At 44.6% G+C, this 18,525-nt stretch carries 18 protein-coding genes and 3 tRNA genes; 14 read left to right on the top strand and 7 right to left on the bottom strand.

Going from position 1 to position 18,525, the window contains the following annotated elements; genetic code table 11:
• Nucleotides 1-557 precede the first annotated feature (557 nt).
• A complete protein-coding gene (gene pssA / locus JM642_RS05135) occupies nt 558-1,376 on the bottom strand; it encodes a CDP-diacylglycerol--serine O-phosphatidyltransferase (protein WP_088586819.1) in 819 nt (272 codons plus the stop codon).
• A 91-nt stretch (nt 1,377-1,467) separates the two neighbouring features.
• On the opposite strand from pssA, the gene JM642_RS05130 reads away from it, so the two are divergent.
• Nucleotides 1,468-1,929, top strand: coding sequence for a DUF4124 domain-containing protein (locus JM642_RS05130; RefSeq protein WP_088586818.1), 462 nt, complete (start codon nt 1,468-1,470; stop codon nt 1,927-1,929).
• Nucleotides 1,930-2,093: 164 nt separating this feature from the next.
• On the opposite strand, the gene clpB is transcribed toward JM642_RS05130, so the two are convergent.
• The 3 genes from clpB to rluD all read right to left on the bottom strand — a co-directional run bounded on the left by clpB (nt 2,094) and on the right by rluD (nt 6,533).
• Nucleotides 2,094-4,667, bottom strand: coding sequence for an ATP-dependent chaperone ClpB (gene clpB / locus JM642_RS05125; protein WP_037421313.1), 2,574 nt, complete (start codon nt 4,665-4,667; stop codon nt 2,094-2,096).
• 117 nt (nt 4,668-4,784) lie between these two features.
• Nucleotides 4,785-5,558: a peptidoglycan editing factor PgeF gene (gene pgeF, locus JM642_RS05120; protein WP_203433043.1), complete on the bottom strand. Its 774-nt coding sequence runs from the start codon at nt 5,556-5,558 to the stop codon at nt 4,785-4,787.
• A 3-nt stretch (nt 5,559-5,561) separates the two neighbouring features.
• Nucleotides 5,562-6,533, bottom strand: coding sequence for a 23S rRNA pseudouridine(1911/1915/1917) synthase RluD (gene rluD, locus JM642_RS05115; protein ID WP_203433041.1), 972 nt, complete (start codon nt 6,531-6,533; stop codon nt 5,562-5,564).
• 122 nt (nt 6,534-6,655) lie between these two features.
• Between rluD and JM642_RS05110 the strand changes: the two genes are divergently transcribed.
• From JM642_RS05110 to JM642_RS05090, 5 genes are all read left to right on the top strand, one after another.
• Nucleotides 6,656-7,417, top strand: coding sequence for an outer membrane protein assembly factor BamD (locus JM642_RS05110; RefSeq protein WP_011073401.1), 762 nt, complete (start codon nt 6,656-6,658; stop codon nt 7,415-7,417).
• A gap of 218 nt (nt 7,418-7,635) precedes the next feature.
• Nucleotides 7,636-7,711: transfer RNA gene (locus tag JM642_RS05105), tRNA-Phe, on the top strand.
• 56 nt (nt 7,712-7,767) lie between these two features.
• A tRNA-Leu gene (locus JM642_RS05100) sits at nt 7,768-7,854 on the top strand.
• Between the two features lie 42 nt (nt 7,855-7,896).
• Nucleotides 7,897-7,983, top strand: a tRNA-Leu gene (locus JM642_RS05095).
• 161 nt (nt 7,984-8,144) lie between these two features.
• A complete protein-coding gene (locus JM642_RS05090; protein ID WP_203433039.1) occupies nt 8,145-9,770 on the top strand; it encodes a methyl-accepting chemotaxis protein in 1,626 nt (541 codons plus the stop codon).
• Nucleotides 9,771-10,055: 285 nt separating this feature from the next.
• On the opposite strand, the gene JM642_RS05085 is transcribed toward JM642_RS05090, so the two are convergent.
• Together JM642_RS05085 and JM642_RS05080 are read right to left on the bottom strand one after the other, a co-directional pair.
• Nucleotides 10,056-10,778, bottom strand: coding sequence for a 16S rRNA pseudouridine(516) synthase (locus JM642_RS05085; protein ID WP_203433037.1), 723 nt, complete (start codon nt 10,776-10,778; stop codon nt 10,056-10,058).
• Nucleotides 10,779-10,792: 14 nt separating this feature from the next.
• Entirely contained in the window at nt 10,793-11,413 is a 621-nt protein-coding gene (locus JM642_RS05080; protein WP_088586812.1) for a metalloregulator ArsR/SmtB family transcription factor, read from the bottom strand.
• 146 nt (nt 11,414-11,559) lie between these two features.
• On the opposite strand from JM642_RS05080, the gene JM642_RS05075 reads away from it, so the two are divergent.
• From JM642_RS05075 to JM642_RS05065, 3 genes are all read left to right on the top strand, one after another.
• Nucleotides 11,560-12,174, top strand: a complete 615-nt coding sequence (locus JM642_RS05075; RefSeq protein ID WP_088586811.1) for an NAD(P)H-dependent oxidoreductase — start codon at nt 11,560-11,562, stop codon at nt 12,172-12,174.
• Nucleotides 12,175-12,224: 50 nt separating this feature from the next.
• Nucleotides 12,225-12,641 carry a VOC family protein gene (locus JM642_RS05070; RefSeq protein ID WP_055646677.1) on the top strand — a complete coding sequence of 139 codons (417 nt, stop codon included), beginning with the start codon at nt 12,225-12,227 and terminating at the stop codon, nt 12,639-12,641.
• A gap of 170 nt (nt 12,642-12,811) precedes the next feature.
• Nucleotides 12,812-13,282, top strand: coding sequence for a YcxB family protein (locus JM642_RS05065; protein ID WP_037429752.1), 471 nt, complete (start codon nt 12,812-12,814; stop codon nt 13,280-13,282).
• A gap of 82 nt (nt 13,283-13,364) precedes the next feature.
• Here the strand turns inward: JM642_RS05065 and JM642_RS05060 are convergent, their stop codons facing one another.
• Complete coding sequence (locus JM642_RS05060; protein WP_037429751.1) at nt 13,365-13,934, bottom strand: GPR1/FUN34/YaaH family transporter; 570 nt, start codon at nt 13,932-13,934, stop codon at nt 13,365-13,367.
• A gap of 718 nt (nt 13,935-14,652) precedes the next feature.
• On the opposite strand from JM642_RS05060, the gene JM642_RS05055 reads away from it, so the two are divergent.
• The 5 genes from JM642_RS05055 to JM642_RS05035 all read left to right on the top strand — a co-directional run bounded on the left by JM642_RS05055 (nt 14,653) and on the right by JM642_RS05035 (nt 18,507).
• A complete protein-coding gene (locus JM642_RS05055) occupies nt 14,653-14,889 on the top strand; it encodes a hypothetical protein (RefSeq protein WP_037421337.1) in 237 nt (78 codons plus the stop codon).
• 348 nt (nt 14,890-15,237) lie between these two features.
• A complete protein-coding gene (locus JM642_RS05050) occupies nt 15,238-16,101 on the top strand; it encodes a MipA/OmpV family protein (protein ID WP_037421340.1) in 864 nt (287 codons plus the stop codon).
• Between the two features lie 26 nt (nt 16,102-16,127).
• Nucleotides 16,128-16,520 carry a DUF3019 domain-containing protein gene (locus JM642_RS05045; RefSeq protein WP_080612404.1) on the top strand — a complete coding sequence of 131 codons (393 nt, stop codon included), beginning with the start codon at nt 16,128-16,130 and terminating at the stop codon, nt 16,518-16,520.
• Nucleotides 16,520-17,233 carry a winged helix-turn-helix domain-containing protein gene (locus JM642_RS05040; RefSeq protein WP_011073412.1) on the top strand — a complete coding sequence of 238 codons (714 nt, stop codon included), beginning with the start codon at nt 16,520-16,522 and terminating at the stop codon, nt 17,231-17,233. Before JM642_RS05045 ends, JM642_RS05040 begins: the two co-directional genes overlap by 1 nt.
• Before the next feature lie 8 nt (nt 17,234-17,241).
• On the top strand, nt 17,242-18,507 hold the full coding sequence (locus JM642_RS05035; RefSeq protein WP_069454392.1) for an ATP-binding protein: 1,266 nt from the start codon (nt 17,242-17,244) through the stop codon (nt 18,505-18,507).
• The last annotated feature ends 18 nt before the right edge of the window (nt 18,508-18,525 follow it).

Here is an 18,525-nt window from a genome sequence, read left to right as displayed (position 1 = left end):
CGATTAACTCAACACCTGTGAGTGTCCACACAGATTTCTTGTTTAGATTGTTAAAGAGCATTTGACCATTCACTTCGCGTTACCGCTCAGCAGGTCAGGGCTGCGTATTTTACGCATTTCCCTTGTCGCGTCAAGGCGTTTTTACAAACTTCTTGAGGCTTTCGAATCAACTGCACATTCTGCATTTGATTCGCACTGAAACCGCGTTAACTTTCGCTGTCTGCCGTGTCAGTGGATGCGCATTATAGGCAGCAGAACTTTTTGTGCAAGCGCTTTTTTAACAAAACCTGCCGAGTGAACAAATAACCAACAAATCTTCAAGTGTTGGCTGGATATGCTGCTATTTTTCTCACTTGGGCTGGTAAGTTTGGCATATGTAGAAAGGATGTGCAGGAAATTCTATAGATCGAATAGCCTTAAGAAAGGGCGCTTTAAAACTTTTACATATATAGATGAGTATGTCCGGTGCAGAGAAACGGTTCAAGAATAGGGAATGGCGACTCTTGAACCGTAGAACTAACATGGCATAAAAGATTGAGAATGTAGGAACTGTCGGACTAAGGATTATCCGTAGAACTTTTTGAGCTCTTGGTGCCCTCTGCTGTTTCTTGTTCCTTTTCATGCTCTCCATCACCCACAATATGGGCTACTTTTAGCTTTCTCACGGTACGAATAGTGATCACTGGCCCCGAAATGGCGTAGAGATAAAAACCAATGCAGAGGATTAAAGCTGGCTGAACCGAAACCACAACAAATACACCCACAACGAATAGGATGGCGATAAAATTCACTTTGCCGCGCCAGTCAATCTCCTTGAAAGAGTGATAACGGAAATTGCTCACCATTAATAACCCCGTGATTGCTGTAATCAATCCGGCAATCCAACTGATATTCTTACCATCGAGATAGTACTGATTACCAAGCCAAATACTGCCGGCAATAACGGCCGCAGCAGCAGGACTTGCTAAACCTTGGAAGTAACGTTTATCCGCAACACCGACTTGAGTATTAAAACGTGCCAACCTTAATGCAGCGCCCGCACAATAGATAAATGCTGCGAGCCAACCAACCTTGCCTAAATCTGCAAGCGCCCAATTGTAGGCGAGTAACGCAGGCGCCATACCAAAAGACACCATATCCGCCATACTGTCATATTCAGCACCAAAGTCACTTTGCGTATTCGTTAATCTTGCCACTCTACCGTCTAAGCCATCGCAAATCATAGCCACAAAAATCGCGATTGCTGCCGCTTCAAAGTTGGCATTCATCGAGGCAATTACAGCGTAGAAACCGGAAAACAAGCCTGCGGTTGTGAATAAATTTGGCAGTAAATAGATACCCTTATTCTTTACTGTTTGATTAGAAGAATTTTGCATACACTTATAAAGCTATGAACAGGAATGGAAGTAGGCTTCAAGATAGCATATTTTACTATCATGTCGATGGGTGCCCTAAGGGATGATGTTTATGTTAATGAAAACAAATTTGAGCGTGGTATTTTTAGGTTTTGTATGCCTAGTGTTGCTCACACAAACCGTGCTGGCGGGCGCTATTTACACTTGGGTCGATAAGAACGGGGTAACTCATTACAGTCAACAACCACCGACTCAGGAACAACAAGCGCAGCAGTTGAATAGCAATGATCTTGAACCGAGTAAAATTGGCTATATAGCTCCCGTTAAAAAGGAAGCGCCTCCTGAAATGTCTGAGTCCGAAAAATCGGCGGCTTTAATTAAAGAGAAAGATGCCAAGCAAGCAGAAGCAATTTGTGAAAACGCTAAACATAATTTAGATGTGTTAACGACCCATACAAAACTCACCCGCCAAGAAGACGGTAATAAAGAACCTGTCGCGATGACAGAAGAAGAGCGCCAAGCAGCCATTACTGAGAATCAACAGCGGATCAAACTATTTTGCAATAAAAAATAACGCCCAGAGTTTGTAATAGGCACCACTAAAAATCTTGATGGCAATGCCATACTATTGCTAACCGCTATTTTATCTGTAACCGATATAGGCAAAAAACCGAAGTCCAAGACTTCGGTTTTTTGTTTAGGTTAAGCAGCATTTTGCACGGCAAAGATTGTCGTAAATTATTGCTCGAATACCAGCTCACGACCAGCGCAACTGACCTTGATAGGTTTGCCGGGCAGTAACTCGCCACGCAGTAATTTTTGCGCTAATGGATTTTCCATCTCTTGCTGCAAGGCTCGTTTCAGTGGTCTTGCACCATAGACGGGGTCGAAACCAATTTCAGCGATCAGCGATAATGCCTCGTCGGTGATCTCCAGCGTATAGTCTTTCTCTGCCAAACGCTTACGCAATGAAGCAATTTGGATAGAAGCAATATGCTTGATATTTTCTGCATCCAAGGGATGGAATACCACAGACTCGTCGATCCGGTTTAAGAACTCGGGTCTAAAGCTATGGGTCACCACATTCATCACCGCGCTCTTCATTTCGCTATAACTTAAGTGACCGAATCCTTCTTGGATAATGTCAGAGCCTAAGTTTGAGGTCATGATGATCACCGTATTTCTAAAGTCGACGGTACGGCCTTGACCATCGGTTAAGCGGCCATCATCCAGCACCTGCAGCAAGATGTTGAACACGTCTGGGTGCGCCTTCTCCACCTCATCGAGCAGAATCACTGAATAAGGCTTACGGCGAACAGCTTCAGTTAAATAACCGCCCTCTTCATAGCCAACATATCCAGGAGGAGCACCAACCAAACGTGAAACAGCATGTTTTTCCATAAACTCTGACATGTCGATGCGCACTAAGGCCGATTCTGTATCGAATAGGAACTTAGCTAACGACTTACACAACTCGGTTTTACCCACACCAGTTGGTCCTAAGAACAGGAACGAACCAATCGGACGGTTAGGATCGGCAAGCCCTGCGCGGCTACGACGAATCGCATTAGCGACTGCATCCACAGCTTCGTTTTGGCCAATCACGCGCTCATGCAGTGCCACTTCCATTTGTAACAGTTTTTCACGCTCGCCTTCAAGCATCTTAGAAACCGGAATACCCGTCGCCTTTGATAACACTTCAGCGATTTCTAAGTCAGTAACTTTATTGCGCAGCAGTGTCATATCCTGCATTTCAGCTTGCGATGCCAAGTCCAATTGCTTTTCAAGCTCTGGAATACGGCCATATTGCAGCTCGGACATACGCGTTAAATCACCGGCGCGGCGCGCGACTTCTAAATCCATCCGCGCTTGCTCAAGGTCGGCTTTAATATGCTGAGTACCTGCCAACGCCGCTTTTTCGGTGCGCCAGATTTCATTAAGCTCCGACGCCTTAGCCTCAACTTCATGCAACTCGACACGTAAATGTTCGAGTCGACGACGGCTCGCCTCATCGTTTTCTTTGGCCAATGCCTGCTCTTCCAGTTTCAACTGGATAGCACGGCGCTCCAATCTGTCGAGGGATTCAGGCTTAGAATCCATCTGCATACGGATGCTCGACGCCGCCTCGTCAATTAAGTCGATGGCTTTATCGGGTAATTTACGGTCCGACACATAACGGTGCGACATGGTCGCCGCCGCTACAATCGCCGGATCGGTAATTTCCACATGGTGATGCAGCTCATAACGCTCTTTCAAGCCACGTAAAATCGCAATGGTGTCTTCAACGCTTGGCTCATCCACTAATACTTTTTGGAAACGACGCTCAAGGGCGGCATCTTTTTCAATATATTGGCGATACTCGTCAAGAGTCGTCGCGCCTACACAGTGGAGATCGCCACGGGCTAAAGCAGGCTTTAACATGTTCCCCGCATCCATGGCGCCATCGCCTTTACCCGCGCCCACCATTGTGTGCAGCTCGTCGATAAAGAGGATCACTTGGCCTTCTTCCTGCGCCAGCTCGTTAAGCACGGCTTTTAAACGCTCTTCAAACTCACCACGATATTTAGCGCCCGCAATTAATGCGCCCATATCTAAGGATAAAACACGTTTATTTTTAATCCCTTCAGGGACTTCACCGTTCACAATGCGCTGAGCAAGACCTTCAACAATCGCGGTTTTACCCACGCCAGGCTCACCAATCAGCACTGGGTTGTTTTTGCTACGACGTTGCAGTACTTGAATAGTGCGGCGGATTTCATCATCACGACCAATTACAGGATCGAGTTTGCCCTGCTCGGCACGTTCAGTAAGATCAACGGTAAACTTTTTCAGCGCTTGGCGTTGGTCTTCCGCATTAGGATCATCCACATTCTGACCACCACGCATTTGCTCAATGGTTTGTTCCATTAGCTCTTTGGTCGCGCCGGATTTTTTGAGGCATTGTGCTAGCGCATCGCTGCCCTCAAGCGCCGCAAGAACGAACAACTCACTGGAGATATATTTGTCTTTGCGCTTTTGCGCCAACTTGTCGCACAGGTTTAATAAACGAATTAACCCTTGGGATAATTGTACATCGCCGCCAGTGCCTTCGACCTGCGGTAGACGTTCAAGCTCTTGGCTAAGTAGCGAGCGCAGCGCACTCACCCGAATGCCAGCTTGGGTTAATAAGGGATGGATAGAACCAGAATCCTGGTTAAGCAGTGCCATCATCAAATGTAGCGGTTCGATAAACTGATGATCACGCCCAAGTGCTAACGACTGGGCATCTGAGATGGCAAGCTGAAATTTATTAGTCATACGATCGAGTCGCATACAGCCTCCTAAAACTCACAAATAAGGTACAGCATTTTGTTAGTTAAAAGATGGGGGCTATTTGACCAATTTCAAGCTAGATGGCTAGAAATAAATACAAATTATAGGGGAATAAACTTAAGACTTAAGCCAGATCAAGGAAGCCATACGACCAGTGATTTTATCGCGGCGATAGGAGAAATAACCCTGATTCAATACAGTGCAAATATCGGCGCTGTAGATCTGTGTAATACCCAGTTGCTTTAAGCGTAATTTGGCTAATCCGATAATATCGGCAAGGTATTTATCGCCTCGCGCAATAAAACAACTTTCCGCATTAGGATCTTTTGCCATAAAGGCGGCACGCACTTCGGCGCCAACTTCAAAAGCCGTAGGACCAATAGCCGGCCCTAAGTAGGCGATAAGTTCGTTTGGCTTAGAGGCAAACTTAGCCACACTTGCCTCAATCACCCCATCACACAGTCCGCGCCAACCGGCATGGGCTGCTGCAACTTCAGTCCCTTGTTGATTACACAAAAGCACCGACAAGCAATCAGCGGTCATCACCACGCAAACCCGTCCAGCGAGGTCGGTATAGCTGGCATCGGCGACCAAAGGTGGCGTATTTTGCAAGGACACACACTCTGATTGAGCGTCTTGAGTAAGATTAATTGGGGCGATATCGGCCAAATCAACCACTCGAGTACCGTGGACTTGCTCCAACCACACAGGCTCAGTCGCAAGCTGTAACTGCTGTGCTAGTAAGCCACGATTAACCAATACTTGCTGCGGTATGTCACCCACGTGCAACCCTAAATTCAGGCTATCGTAGGGGGCAAGACTCACGCCGCCATGGCGGTCGGTCATTGCAATTGCCACATTGTCAGGTACTGGCCAATCGTGCATCAACATCAGTTAGTACTCAATCGGATGTTCTAAAGTGTCTTGACGCAGCGCTTTAGTCAAAATCACCATATCTTCTGGGAGCGGCGCAGTCCAGCTCATGATTTCACAGGTCACAGGATGCGCTAATTCCAAACGTACCGCGTGCAGTGCTTGGCGTTTGAAGTTTTTCAAAATCTCAAAAAACTCAGGACTTGCTGCTTTCGGTGGTTTTGGACGGCCACCATATACAGGATCACCCACCAGCACATGGCCGATATACGCCATATGCACACGAATTTGATGAGTACGTCCAGACTCTAAACGTAATCTTAAACGGGTATGATTACGGAATTTTTCCGCCACACGGTAATGGGTTACAGCCGGTTTACCCGAATGATGCACCGCCATATGAGTACGTTTCGTCGGATGACGACCAATAGGCTCATCGACTGTACCGCCCGCCGTCATAGTACCGAGGACAATCGCCTCGTACTCACGGGTGATTTCTCGGGCCTGCAAGGCTGCAACCAAATGTGTCTGCGCTTCAACCGTTTTGGCCACCACCATCAAACCTGTGGTGTCTTTATCCAAACGGTGCACAATACCCGCACGTGGCACGTGCTCAATATTAGGGCAATGATGCAGCAATGCGTTCATCAAAGTACCGTCGGCATTACCTGCACCGGGGTGAACCACTAAGCCAGCTTGTTTATTGATGACTAAAATATCATCATCTTCATAGACAATATCCAGCTCAATGGCTTGCGCAGCCGCATGCACTTCTTCTTCGAGCGTGGCGTTAATTTCGATTTGCTGCAGCTCAAAAACTTTTTCGCGCGGCTTGTTTACCATTACGCCATCAACATAGACTGCATCAGATAGGATCCATTCCTTGATGCGCGTGCGCGAGTAATCAGGGAACAACTCAGCCAGTGCTTGATCCAATCTCAAACCAGTTTGTGTTGCCGAAATCTCGCTTTTTAGATTAATCTCTTGTGTCATAGGAACCGTATCCCCATTTTGGGGTCAAAAAATGTGTGCTATCTGTTACAATCGAATGCTTTCTATTTTATCGTGAAATGGAAAAATTCTTAACTACAACTTATAAAGAATTGAATTCAAGTATGTATAAATTCTCCAAAGGCTTAACCTTAGTCCTATTTTCACTAGCGTTATCAGCCTGTAGTAGCAGTCCTGAAGATAACGATATTGCCGCCAAAACCTCACCTGACGAGCTTTATTCTCAGGCAAGAACCTCCATGGAGCTTGGCAATTACTCTAAAGCTGTCCGTTCATTGGAGGCGCTAGACTCTCGCTTCCCGTTCGGACCACATAAAACTCAGGTTCAATTGGATCTGATTTATGCTTATTACAAAATGGACGATGTTGCCTCTGGCATTGCTAACATTGACAGATTCATCCGTCTAAACCCAACGCACCCCAATATCGACTATGTCTACTATATGCGAGGACTCGTCAATATGCAGGCGGATAGCTATCTTTTCCACGATATGTTGAATATCGATAGAACCGATCGTGATCCGAAAAATGCCCAAGATGCCTTTAAGGATTTTGACCGTCTAATCAAAACCTATCCCAACAGCAAATATGCCGCTGATGCACAAAAACGCATGCTATCGCTAAAAAACCGTTTAGCGAAATATTCCATTCAAGTTGCTGAATACTATATCAAAATGAACGCTTGGAGTGCTGCTGCTGTTCGTGCACAATCTGTGTTAGAAACGTATCCCGGTACACCGTCAACTGAGCGAGCACTGGAGATTATGGCAGAAGCTTATGGTGAGTTAGGTCAGAACCAACTGAAGCAAAACGTGCTAATGGTAATGCAAGCTAACTTCCCAAACAATGAAATCTTATCAAACTAAGTCGAAATGCCCCTTTTAGAGGGGCATTTTTTCGTCTTCTACGGACATTTTTTACGTTTATTCCCTTTAAGTGGCACTGAGTATTTTCTCTTGTCATTCCCGCTAGGACTCAATAAATACTCGATTCGAGTAAAACTTACCCAACCGCATCACTTTTTACATTATTTAGTAAAAATCAGTTGACTCAAAAGCCGAAAAGCCTTTAAATTGCGCCCGTCGCCCGAATAGCTCAGTCGGTAGAGCAGAGGATTGAAAATCCTCGTGTCCCTGGTTCGATTCCGGGTTCGGGCACCATCTTTAAGTTGGTTGCCTTAGCGACCAGTGTTAAAGGATTGCAATTAAAGTACAGTGCAGGTGTGGTGGAATTGGTAGACACGCCAGCTTCAGGTGCTGGTGCCCTTACGGGCGTGGAGGTTCAAGTCCTCTCACCTGTACCAAATTGCGATTCAACTTAATTCGACAACCTGTCGAATACCAATGCAGATGTGGTGGAATTGGTAGACACGCCAGCTTCAGGTGCTGGTGCCCTTGCGGGCGTGGAGGTTCAAGTCCTCTCATCTGTACCAACATAAAGACCTCGCTAAGCGAGGTTTTTTTGTTTCTGCAATTTTATTTCCTTAAATCACCAACCTCATTTGGCATATTTGCTATAACTATTCATACAGACTCATCATGGACTGCTCGAGCTCTGCCTAAAAGCCTCCCTGAATATACTGAGGAAATCCATATGAATGGTCTTCAAATAAAACAAAAAATGTTTATTGGCATTCTCGTGCCGCTCCTAATGCTAGTAACCATTGGTTTTATCGCCATTTATATGATGGGAAAAATTGAATATGGCGTCGAGCGTATCTATAACGACAGAGTGGTTCCTTTAGACGATCTTAAGGTTATCGCTGATAAATATGCCGTTGATGTAATTGACGCGATCAATAAAGCCAATGCTGGCGGATTTAGCGCTTCGCAAGCGGCTAATGCGCTTGAAAATGCCAGCAAAACGATCAATCAGTACTGGCCCAAATACCTTGCAACTGAACTTACCCAAGAAGAATCTCGACTTGCACAACAAGCTGGACAGTTATTTTTACCAGCTAATCAACAAGTTGAGCTACTCATTTCATATCTTAGGGGGAGGAATGGCGATGTAGCTTACCAACTGAATGACAAAATATTACCGCTTTACCAAGCAATCGATCCGATAAGTGGCAAAATATCAGAACTTATCGCACTACAAATCAAAATTGCAGGTCAGGAAAGAGCTGCCGCTAACGAGATTTATCACTCATCGATTGCCATCTTTGCCACTCTTGCAGGGCTTGCAATGCTGACCAGTATTTTGATTGGACTTTGGGTTAATCGCAGTGTGATGAATCCCATCAATGATATTGTGCGCAATTTAAAAACGATCCGCCAAGATTCCGATCTTACCGTTAAATTCCGTACTTTTAATGATGATGAACTCGGACTTATTTCGACTAGCCTCACTCAAGTTATTGAACATTTGAGAGGGATTTTGCACTCCATCGCTGAAGCAGCAAATACGGTTAATAGCTCCGCGACCGAGCTAAGTAGTTTTACCCAAGAAACCAATAAACGCATGCAACAGCAACAAGCTGAAACTGAACAAACAGCAACAGCAATGAATGAAATGACGGCGACTGTGGCAGAGGTCGCTCAGAGTACTTCAGCCGCTGCGGATTCGGCAAAGGATGCTGATAATTATGCGGCGAATGGTAATCGTATCGTTATTGACTCAATTAGCAGCATGTCTCAACTTTCAGAACAAATTCAAAAAACGGCGCAAGTGATTGGCTTTTTATCCAATGAAAGCCAAAGTATTGGTCGAGTTTTAGATGTGATAAAGAGTATTGCCGAACAAACCAACCTATTGGCATTAAACGCTGCGATCGAAGCTGCTCGCGCAGGCGAACAGGGGCGAGGTTTTGCCGTTGTCGCCGATGAAGTCAGAACGCTAGCTCAACGAACTCAAAAGTCCACCCAAGAAATTGAAGCGATGATCGCAACGCTACAAAAAGGGGTTAAAGAAGCAGTTAATGCAATGGAAGTTGGTATCAAGCAAGTCGATGATGCCAATAATAAAGCCAATGAAGCAGGTCAGGCCTTAAAAGAAATTGTAGCGTCAGTAGATAACATTGCTGAGCTCAATGCCCATATTGCGACTGCGGCTGAAGAGCAAAGTAGTGTGGCCGAAAGTATTAACCGTAGCATTATTGCGATCAGTGATATTACCGATGACTCGACTCGCTCAGCACATGAGCTCAGCGAGTCTGTTATAAACCTAACCAAACTGGCTAGCAGCATGCGTAATCAAGTCAGTGCATTCAGGCTCTAACACATTTTCACTGGCACAGCCGTAGCCGTGCTGTGCCAGACTAATGTTATCCTTACGTGTTTGTTACAGCGTCCTTCAAACAATCGTATGCCGAGGTGTATTGACGTTTCAGGATTATTTTTGCAACCCTTTAGTTCACGATCTATGCAAGATAAAGTCCGCGCAGTATCGCTATTTTACTTAACCTAATGAGCGAGCCAGAACGAAATTCAATCTCAAAACGTCAACATGCTCTTAGGGGTAATGTTTTTAAGTGCATATCAGCGCTTTATGCACCGTCTCGAGTTACTTCATTTTTGAATGATAGATAGAGGCGACTTCTTGTGCAGTCAACATCCGGCTATCACCAGGGCTTAAGTGTTTATCTAGGATAATCTCACCAATGGAAAGGCGGTGTAATCCCACCACTGGATTACGGAAACGACCAAACATCCGCTTGATTTGATGGTACTTCCCTTCCCTTAAAGTAACCTCTGCAATATGAGTGTCGAGGATAGTCAACTTTGCAGGCTGTGTGGTGATATCTTCAAAGCCAAAATACATGCCCTGCGCGAATGCCGCGATATAGTCCTCACTCAAGGGATTGGCTAAAGTCACTCGATACACTTTATTCACTTTTTGCTCGGGTGACATTAACGCCTCCGACCAACGACTATCATTGGTCAGTAACAATAAGCCCGATGAGTTTAAATCTAACCGCCCAGCAATATGCAGCTCATGGCGAGCTTCGCAATCGAGTAAATCAATCACAGTGCGGTGCTCCTTGTCTTTGGTCGCACTCACTACCCCAACGGGCTTGTGCAACATCAAGTACACGGGCTGGTTGGCCTGTAAGACTTGCCCATCAAACACTATGTGGGAAAATTCATCCACCAGCAGATCGAGCGCTTTCGCAGGCGCGCCATCCACATACACACGCTCCGCCAGCAAGAGTTCTCGCACGGCTTTACGGTGAATTTGTAGCTTAACGGCAAGATATCTATCGAGACGACCGCGTTTTGATTGCATCACACCATCCTGCTCTAAGATAAAGGCGCAATGCGATAGGCACAGCGACGAGCGCCGTCGATGATATGCTCTTCACGGCTTACAGTAGCGATATCGGCAAATAACTGCTGGAATTGTTGTAGTTCGGAGCGACAAAAATTTTGGCACTTAGTCGCTGCGCTGCAAATTGGGCAGTGATTCTCAAGCAACCAGAAAACTCCATCGGCTTGTTCCTGCGTCGCCATATAGCCTTCGAGGGTACGTAACTCCACCAATTTAGTTAAACGGCTGGTAATATCCGTCATACCTTGCATCGCGCTGCGATACTGCTGCATAGCAGTTTGCTCTCTATGCTCAATCAGTTTATCCAACCCCTGATCACCAAATATCATTTTTACGGAATCAATCAATTGCAAACTAAGCTCACTGTGGCGATCGGCAAAGTGGGTTCTACTCTGCTCCGTTAATCCCCAATACCGGGTTGGGCGTCCGCGGCCTTCAACTCTGTCTTCAATATCGACATCACCCGCCTCTTCTAAGGCTTGCAAATGCTGGCGAACGCCCATAGTGGTCAACGCAAGCTCTTCCGCTAGGGTCTTAGCCGTTAACGGGCCATGCAATTTGAGTAATTGAATAATCTTATCAGTGGTTTTCATATGCGCTCTCCGCTCTTCGCCTCGGATTATCCCTTAATCGCCCACCTTTTAACAGAATAAATAAAGTTTTTTATTTATTTTATCCTTTACAAGATTAAGTAAAGAAATTACCTTATAAATAATTTATAAACAAATAGGTTTACATAATGAACTTACTCATCATCAGCACCAGTCAAAGAGCCCACTCGCAAAGCGCTAAAGTCGCGAAATACATAGCCGAAACCAGTTTTTTATCGCCCCATAATGTCGGTTACGACGCTATTCATCACTTAGAACTTTGCCAGTTCAATCTGCCATTTTGGGACGGTGAAGAGGACAACAAGGGCGAACATTGGCCTGAGATTGAGCGAAAAGTCGATGCCGCGGATGCCCTCGTTTTGATTACGCCCGAATGGGGTGGAATGGCATCGCCACTGCTTAAAAACTTCCTATTGATGTGTAGCCGTCAGGAAACCGCCCATAAGCCTGTGTTGCTGATTTCAGTTTGTAGCGGCATTAGCGGCGCCTACCCCATTGTAGAAGTCAAAATGAATGCACTCAAAAACAATAAATTGGTGCCGATCCCCGACCATTTGATCATCCGTAATGTCGAAAATGTACTCAACGCCACGCCCCAAGGCACACGGGATATCGCCCTCAGGGAAAGAGTGCAATATAGCCTATTTATGTTGCATCAATATGCCCAAGCCTTAGCGCCGATACGCCAACGCCATATTCATCAACCCTACCCCAAGCAGCAGGAATACTGCTACGGTATGTAAGCAGCTTGGATGTGAATCACACTGATTAAAATCATTACAAGGAACGCATTATGATCCATTTAGAGCACATCAACCTAGTCGTCGACGATATCCCTAAAGCACTCACTTTTTATCAAGCCGCCTTCCCACATTGGCGTGTCCGTGGCGGAGATAAAGGGACTTGGTACGGCAAGCCGCGCAATTGGATTCATTTTGGCGATGATTATCAATACATTGCCTTTAGCGATAACGGTGAAGGGGAAAACCGCGACTTAACGGGCCATCAAATTGGCTTAGCTCATTTTGCCTTTGTGGTGAGTGATTTAGATGAAGTGATAACAAGGCTAACCCAAGCTGGTTTTCCGATAGCCAAAGATGGCATGGAAGATCCCTATCGCCGCAATATCTACTTCTTCGATGCCCATGGATTTGAAGTCGAGTTTGTTGAGTATCTGAGTGATATTCCCACAGAGCGAAACCGCTATTAAGTCATAAGCAAACTATGGTGCAGGAACGGGCGCAGGTACAATAACAGGGTATTTTGCGCCGTATCGCTACTGCAGACTTATCCCAAAAATCGTTACTTTACGCAGCTAACCCGCTAAACTAATGCGCTATCCAGCTTTAGATAATTAAACTTTTGATTAGTAAATAAGACATGACCACACCCTATTGTTATTCCACAACTTACATCTTAGATAAAGCGCATTTTGACGAGTGTTATACCCAGTCCGTCAAACCCGATCCCACTCTCAAACCTTATTATAAAGCCATAGGTTTCGGGCTCATTGGCATTGCGCTGATTTTTGCGGATGTCAGCCTCTATCTGGCCTATTTCTTTGTTGGGCTCGGGGTGATTGAAGCATTAAATGTAAAATACAACAAAGCGTGGTGGTTGATGCGGCAAATGATGAGCAAAGCCGCCAATAATGAAGTCACCCTTATCATTGATGAGCAAGGTATCCACACAAAATCACAATATGTTAACGCTCAAATTCTCTGGACGGATATTTATCGTATTGTGCAAACGGATAAAGGGTTCCTAATCACCCATAAAACAGGGACCAGCTATATCTCTAACCGTAGTCTAGATAATGCCTGTATTGCATTTATCCAAACTAAAATCTGATGTTGTAAGTTTTAATATTACTGACCCGTCAAAAATGCAAAAGGCTGAATGATTCAGCCTTTTGCATAAACTAAGAACTCAGTTAGACCTTAGCTTTAAGCTCGCCTATCGGTAAAATAGTGCGGCCATATTCATTATTAAGCACTTGCGCCATGGCAAAGTAAATTGCACTCGCACCACAGATAATCCCTTCAAAACCCGCGATGGTGCCAATAAGCGCGCTGCCAGTAAAATCTCTCGCCGCCAGAAGGAAGAATAGAATCGTCAACGAAGCAAACACAAACTGCTTAGCCCTTGGATAACGTAACGATCCCACAAACATAAAGGCTGTAAAAATTCCCCAAAGGGTTAAGTACCACCCCATAAAATAGGTTGGACTCGCCGCAACCCCAGCATTTGGCATTAAAATAAGCCCAACTAAGGTCAACCAGAATAAACCGTAAGAGGTAAAGGCGGTTGTACCAAAGGTATCACCACGCATAAAGCACATAATGCCCACGATAATTTGACCCATTCCGCCATAGAAAATCCCCATAGCTAAGATCATCGAGTCAATCGGAAAGTACCCTGCATTATGAATGTTTAGCAGGATAGTCGTCATACCAAAGCCCATTAAACCTAATGGAGCCGGATTCGCCAGTTTTGTCGACACAGAAAGTCCCCAAAATGATAAGTAAATTTCAGTACAATAATTTGCACTTATAGTTCGATAAAAAGCGGCGAAGTTTAGATAACAACAAAGAAGATCACAATCTAAATCTTATAATCATAACAAATAAACAAATTAACCATTAAAATCATCAAGATAAAAAATTAATAAATAAAAAAATCTACAGACTAAAAATTAATCTCTTAAGATTCAAATATCTATAAAACATGGGTAAAAATAGTGCGCTAAATCTTATTTATAGGGCAATTTTGCTATAGTTCAAACTTTCTACTCTCCCATCAACAAATGCACTCTCTAGTAATCCGTAAAAACCATCAAAAAGATTAACTTCATCCCATAAATAGACCAAAGTTGAGATAAGTCTATTTTTAAACATATTAATTACAAATATGCCGCTCAGGATGATGAAACTTAAGGGTGGTAAGAACGTCATAGTAAAATAAGCTCAGCTTGGTAGTGGAAAATCAGGGGGATTCGCGCGGTTTACGAAGGATGAGATCGGTATTTTTGACTGGCTTAGGCACTTAAGCCTGCCCATAAAACAACCATGATAATTCGACAAAAAATAGCTTACAAAATGAGTGAAAAATTATTTATATCTAAAAAATAATAGCAATGATAAATTGCTATCTGTTGACGCAGCGGCATGATGGGAAACCAGTTAGGCTGTTGTTAACTATCAATAACTAAAGGAAATAAAATGAAAACGTTATCAGCTGTTATCACCCTGTCGGCGCTAATCAGTTTTGCTAGCTTTGCCGATGAATCAACACTTCCTCCGGCACCTGCAAATGATATCGCTCAACTGACCGAAGTATGCCAACAGATGGCATCTGAAGATCAGATTGAAAATGCCGAGCTTAAACAATATGTCCTCGACTGCGTGAATGACCAGCTAACAGAAATGGGCTATCAGACACTAAAAGAACTCAACTGATCGGTTTTACTTCCTTTAGCTTCTGGCTGTAATCAGGTTTCATCGAGTCTTACGAATGCCATTCCGACAATGAATGGCATTTTATTTGCTGCACCAACCCAAATTAGTAACACTAGCGCCCAAAAAGCAAAACAGTATAAATACAACACACCAACGTCGACAAAAGCGCTAAGCAAGTGCATTTTATGCTTTTATGATGTCTTTCAATTGATTACGAGATCTACATATATGCTATTTGTATGATATCTGTATCATTTTGCATCCCTTCAGGTGAAAGCACTGTGGAATTAAGCATAAAATGCTAATCTGTTGCCCATTACCGACTGTCATTAAATCCGAACGCATATCATGTATCGAACATTATTAATCTTACTCACCGCGCTTAGCCTACCTTCTATTGGAATGGCCAAAGAACCGTGCGTCACTAAAGATGAATGTATTGAAATGCGCAACTGGGATTTAGGCGTGGCGGTCGGTTGGGGGCAAAAAACCAACCCTCTTAGGGATTTTGATGATATTCCGGTCTTTTTTATCCCAACTGTAGCTTACTATGGTGACCATTGGTTTTTTGATAACGGTAACTTAGGCTATAGCTTAGTTGAGCAGCAATATTTCAGCGTCAACTTAGTGACCAGCTATAGCATGGATAGAGCTTATTTCTATCGCTGGGACCCTTCGAATATCTTTTTGGAGCGAAGTTCACAGGATGGTGCGAGAATGCTCTCGACCAAGACAGTTCTCAGCAGTGAACCCGAACCCGTGTTTAATTCCTTAGAATCGCGTAACTTTACGTTATTAGGTGGCGCTGAAGCATTTATTTATACCCCATTAGGCGTAGTTAGGTTAGCCTACACCCATGATATGTTTGATGTGCATCAAGGCGCTGAAGCGCAAATTAAATGGACCTATGGTTGGCATTTAACCCGCTGGGTAATGGATATGTCACTCGTATTTGATTGGAAAAGTACCAACGTCGTCGACTATTACTATGGTGTACGCCCGAGTGAAAATGATTATTGGAGCAAACATTACCATGCTGATGCTGGCTGGAATAAAGGGGTCGAAATGACAGCCCGTTATATCTTAACTGATAACTGGGATATGCTCTTTGCGTTCCGCTACACACAAATTGCAGATGAAATAGCCGCCAGTCCCTTGCTCAATCAAGACTATAGCAGCACTTATTTTATTGGCGCAGCGTATAGGTTTTAACAAGAGTGACGCCCCTTCATATTAGGATGCTATGCATATTCGGTCTAAGCGTTAGCTTAATGGGACCGACTCATGCACTTGCCGCTCCAAATGAAGAGTCAAAATTAAAACTGACCCCTGAAATCTGTATCACGGGGGATGAAAATCAAGCCTGTGAAATCCGTGTAGAGTTGCAGTGGCAACTCGCTAAAAATGAGCTGGTTTGTATCTTATCTGACAACAATGCCTATCCTAAATGGTGCAGCGAATCGCTAGAACAACATGAAATCACATTGAATGTCAGTACGCTAAACGATATTCACTTTGTTCTGGTCAGTAAGGATACCAACCAAACACTGGCTGGAGCCAAATTAAAAATCACGTCGACCTCGCAGCCTCAGGTGCGCAGACGTTACCGTAACCCTTGGAGTTTATTTTAATGACGAATCCACAATCACCCCACAGAGTGTTATTGGTTGAAGATGATGTCCGTCTTGCGAATTTAATCGTAGATTATTTGAAATCCCACGGCATGCACGTTGAAGTAGAGCGTCGTGGCGACACAGTGTTAACCCGCTTAATCAACTATAAGCCTGATATCATCCTGCTAGACATTATGTTGCCAGGAATTGATGGCCTTAGCCTGTGCGAAAAGTTACCCGATTACTTTGCCGGCCCGATCCTGTTGATGAGTGCCTTAGGCTCAAGCGAAGATCAGATCAAAGGACTAGAACTCGGTGCAGACGACTACGTGGTTAAACCCGTTGATCCTGCCCTGCTGGTTGCCCGTATCAACAACCTATTACGCCGCCAAAACCAACCGCCTCAGGCCGAATCCCATTGCCTGACTTTTGGTAAACTCAGTATCGATCCCCATACCCATGCAATTCGACTCGACAACAAAGAAGTCGACCTCACCAGCCATGAGTTTGAACTCCTGTGGTTACTGGCATCACAGGCAGGACAAGTACTGAGTCGTCAATATATCTATCAATTACTGCTCAATATTGATTTTGATGGTAAAGACAGAAAAATTGATGTGCGGATCTCAAGACTTCGCAAAAAGCTCAACGACAATATTGAGACCCCCTTCAGAATCAAAACCGTTTGGGGACAAGGCTATCTCTTCGCCCCTGAGGCCTGGAACAACTAAGAACTCCCGTGAAACGTCTCTTTATCAGCTTATATTTACTGCTGAGTCTCAGTTTTCTGGGCATAGGCTGGACACTGGACAGCCTATGGAAGAAAAATGTAGATGAAAATAATCCCTTAGATGCTCCTCTGGTTGCATTTGCCCAGCTGTTGACTCAGCTTCCAGAGGAGAGTCGCCACGATTACTTAGAAGCACTCACAACCGATAGTCAGCTGCCGTTAAATCTACTCAGTCCAGATCAAATTGCACTGGCGAAAGATCAAGTTCTGACACCCAATCATGTAGTCACCACCACAACCAGTGAGGGCGAACAATTCCAGTTTATTCAGGTAGGTGAACAAGTATTAATGGCGGGTCCTATTGAGATAGACCCCAGAGCCGATCTGCGTAATTTATTCACTCTGTTTTTCTATTTGTCACTCGCACTCGTCGCTTTGATTTGGGTTGGACCACTCTCGCGGGACTTAAGCATATTGCGTAAGGCCACAAAGGATTTTGGCGAAGCCAAATGGGATACTCGCATCAATCTCTCGAACCGCTCTCAGGTAAAACCCTTAGCCAATACCTTTAATGAAATGGCGAGGCATATCAGCGCATTGATTGAAAACCAAAAACATTTGTCCAATGCGGTTTCCCACGAGATTCGCACGCCCCTTGCGCGACTTAAATTCGCCCTCGCCTTAATGCCCATGTACTGCCAACCTGACTCTGACGAACAAAAGCGTCAGGATTTTCTCAATGAAATGCAGCTCGACATTAAGGAAATGGAAAACCTACTGCAAGAATTACTCACCTACGCCAGTTTAGAATCCCAGCGTGAAATGCCTCTAGATGAATACGATCTTATCACCTTGATTAATCAATCCATTAAACGTTTAAGTGCATTGAGTGAAACCCCAATAACCTTGCATACAGATATAGATACCCTGCCCTTATTTGGCGAACCAGCATTGATTGAGCGAGCACTGCAAAATCTACTGACCAATGCACAGCGTTTTGCTCGCCATCAAATCTTGATTGAAGTCAGCCAAACCCAGCAACGGGTAACACTAAGTGTGAGTAATGATGGAGAGCCTATCCCTGAGGTGGATTTACCTAAAGTGTTCGAGCCCTTTTACCGCAGCCAATCGGTGCAAAATGGCAATAAGGGTCATGGTTTAGGTTTAGCGATTATCAAACGGATCATGCAACGTCATCAGGGTGAGGTCAATGTCACCAGCCATCCAGCCCAGACGCGTTTCACCTTAAGCTGGCCGAAAAAGCGGGAAATTTAGCGCCTCTAGTTTGTATCA

Origin of the sequence: Shewanella sp. LZH-2 (genome assembly GCF_016859145.1) — a bacterium.
GTDB lineage: Bacteria > Pseudomonadota > Gammaproteobacteria > Enterobacterales > Shewanellaceae > Shewanella > Shewanella xiamenensis.
This window is presented reverse-complemented; position numbering and strand designations above follow the sequence as displayed.

Bases quoted from the DNA above. Each gene is read 5' to 3' on its own strand.
- JM642_RS05130 (WP_088586818.1), top strand. From the start codon at position 1,468: ATGTTAATGAAAACAAATTTGAGCGTGGTATTTTTAGGTTTTGTATGC.
- JM642_RS05080 (WP_088586812.1), bottom strand. From the start codon at position 11,413: ATGAAAACCACTGATAAGATTATTCAATTACTCAAATTGCATGGCCCG.
- clpB (WP_037421313.1), bottom strand. From the start codon at position 4,667: ATGCGACTCGATCGTATGACTAATAAATTTCAGCTTGCCATCTCAGAT.
- JM642_RS05085 (WP_203433037.1), bottom strand. From the start codon at position 10,778: ATGCAATCAAAACGCGGTCGTCTCGATAGATATCTTGCCGTTAAGCTA.
- pssA (WP_088586819.1), bottom strand. From the start codon at position 1,376: ATGCAAAATTCTTCTAATCAAACAGTAAAGAATAAGGGTATCTATTTA.
- JM642_RS05070 (WP_055646677.1), top strand. From the start codon at position 12,225: ATGATCCATTTAGAGCACATCAACCTAGTCGTCGACGATATCCCTAAA.
- JM642_RS05055 (WP_037421337.1), top strand. From the start codon at position 14,653: ATGAAAACGTTATCAGCTGTTATCACCCTGTCGGCGCTAATCAGTTTT.
- pgeF (WP_203433043.1), bottom strand. From the start codon at position 5,558: ATGTTGATGCACGATTGGCCAGTACCTGACAATGTGGCAATTGCAATG.
- JM642_RS05065 (WP_037429752.1), top strand. From the start codon at position 12,812: ATGACCACACCCTATTGTTATTCCACAACTTACATCTTAGATAAAGCG.
- rluD (WP_203433041.1), bottom strand. From the start codon at position 6,533: ATGACACAAGAGATTAATCTAAAAAGCGAGATTTCGGCAACACAAACT.
- JM642_RS05075 (WP_088586811.1), top strand. From the start codon at position 11,560: ATGAACTTACTCATCATCAGCACCAGTCAAAGAGCCCACTCGCAAAGC.
- JM642_RS05110 (WP_011073401.1), top strand. From the start codon at position 6,656: ATGTATAAATTCTCCAAAGGCTTAACCTTAGTCCTATTTTCACTAGCG.
- JM642_RS05045 (WP_080612404.1), top strand. From the start codon at position 16,128: ATGCTATGCATATTCGGTCTAAGCGTTAGCTTAATGGGACCGACTCAT.
- JM642_RS05040 (WP_011073412.1), top strand. From the start codon at position 16,520: ATGACGAATCCACAATCACCCCACAGAGTGTTATTGGTTGAAGATGAT.
- JM642_RS05090 (WP_203433039.1), top strand. From the start codon at position 8,145: ATGAATGGTCTTCAAATAAAACAAAAAATGTTTATTGGCATTCTCGTG.
- JM642_RS05050 (WP_037421340.1), top strand. From the start codon at position 15,238: ATGTATCGAACATTATTAATCTTACTCACCGCGCTTAGCCTACCTTCT.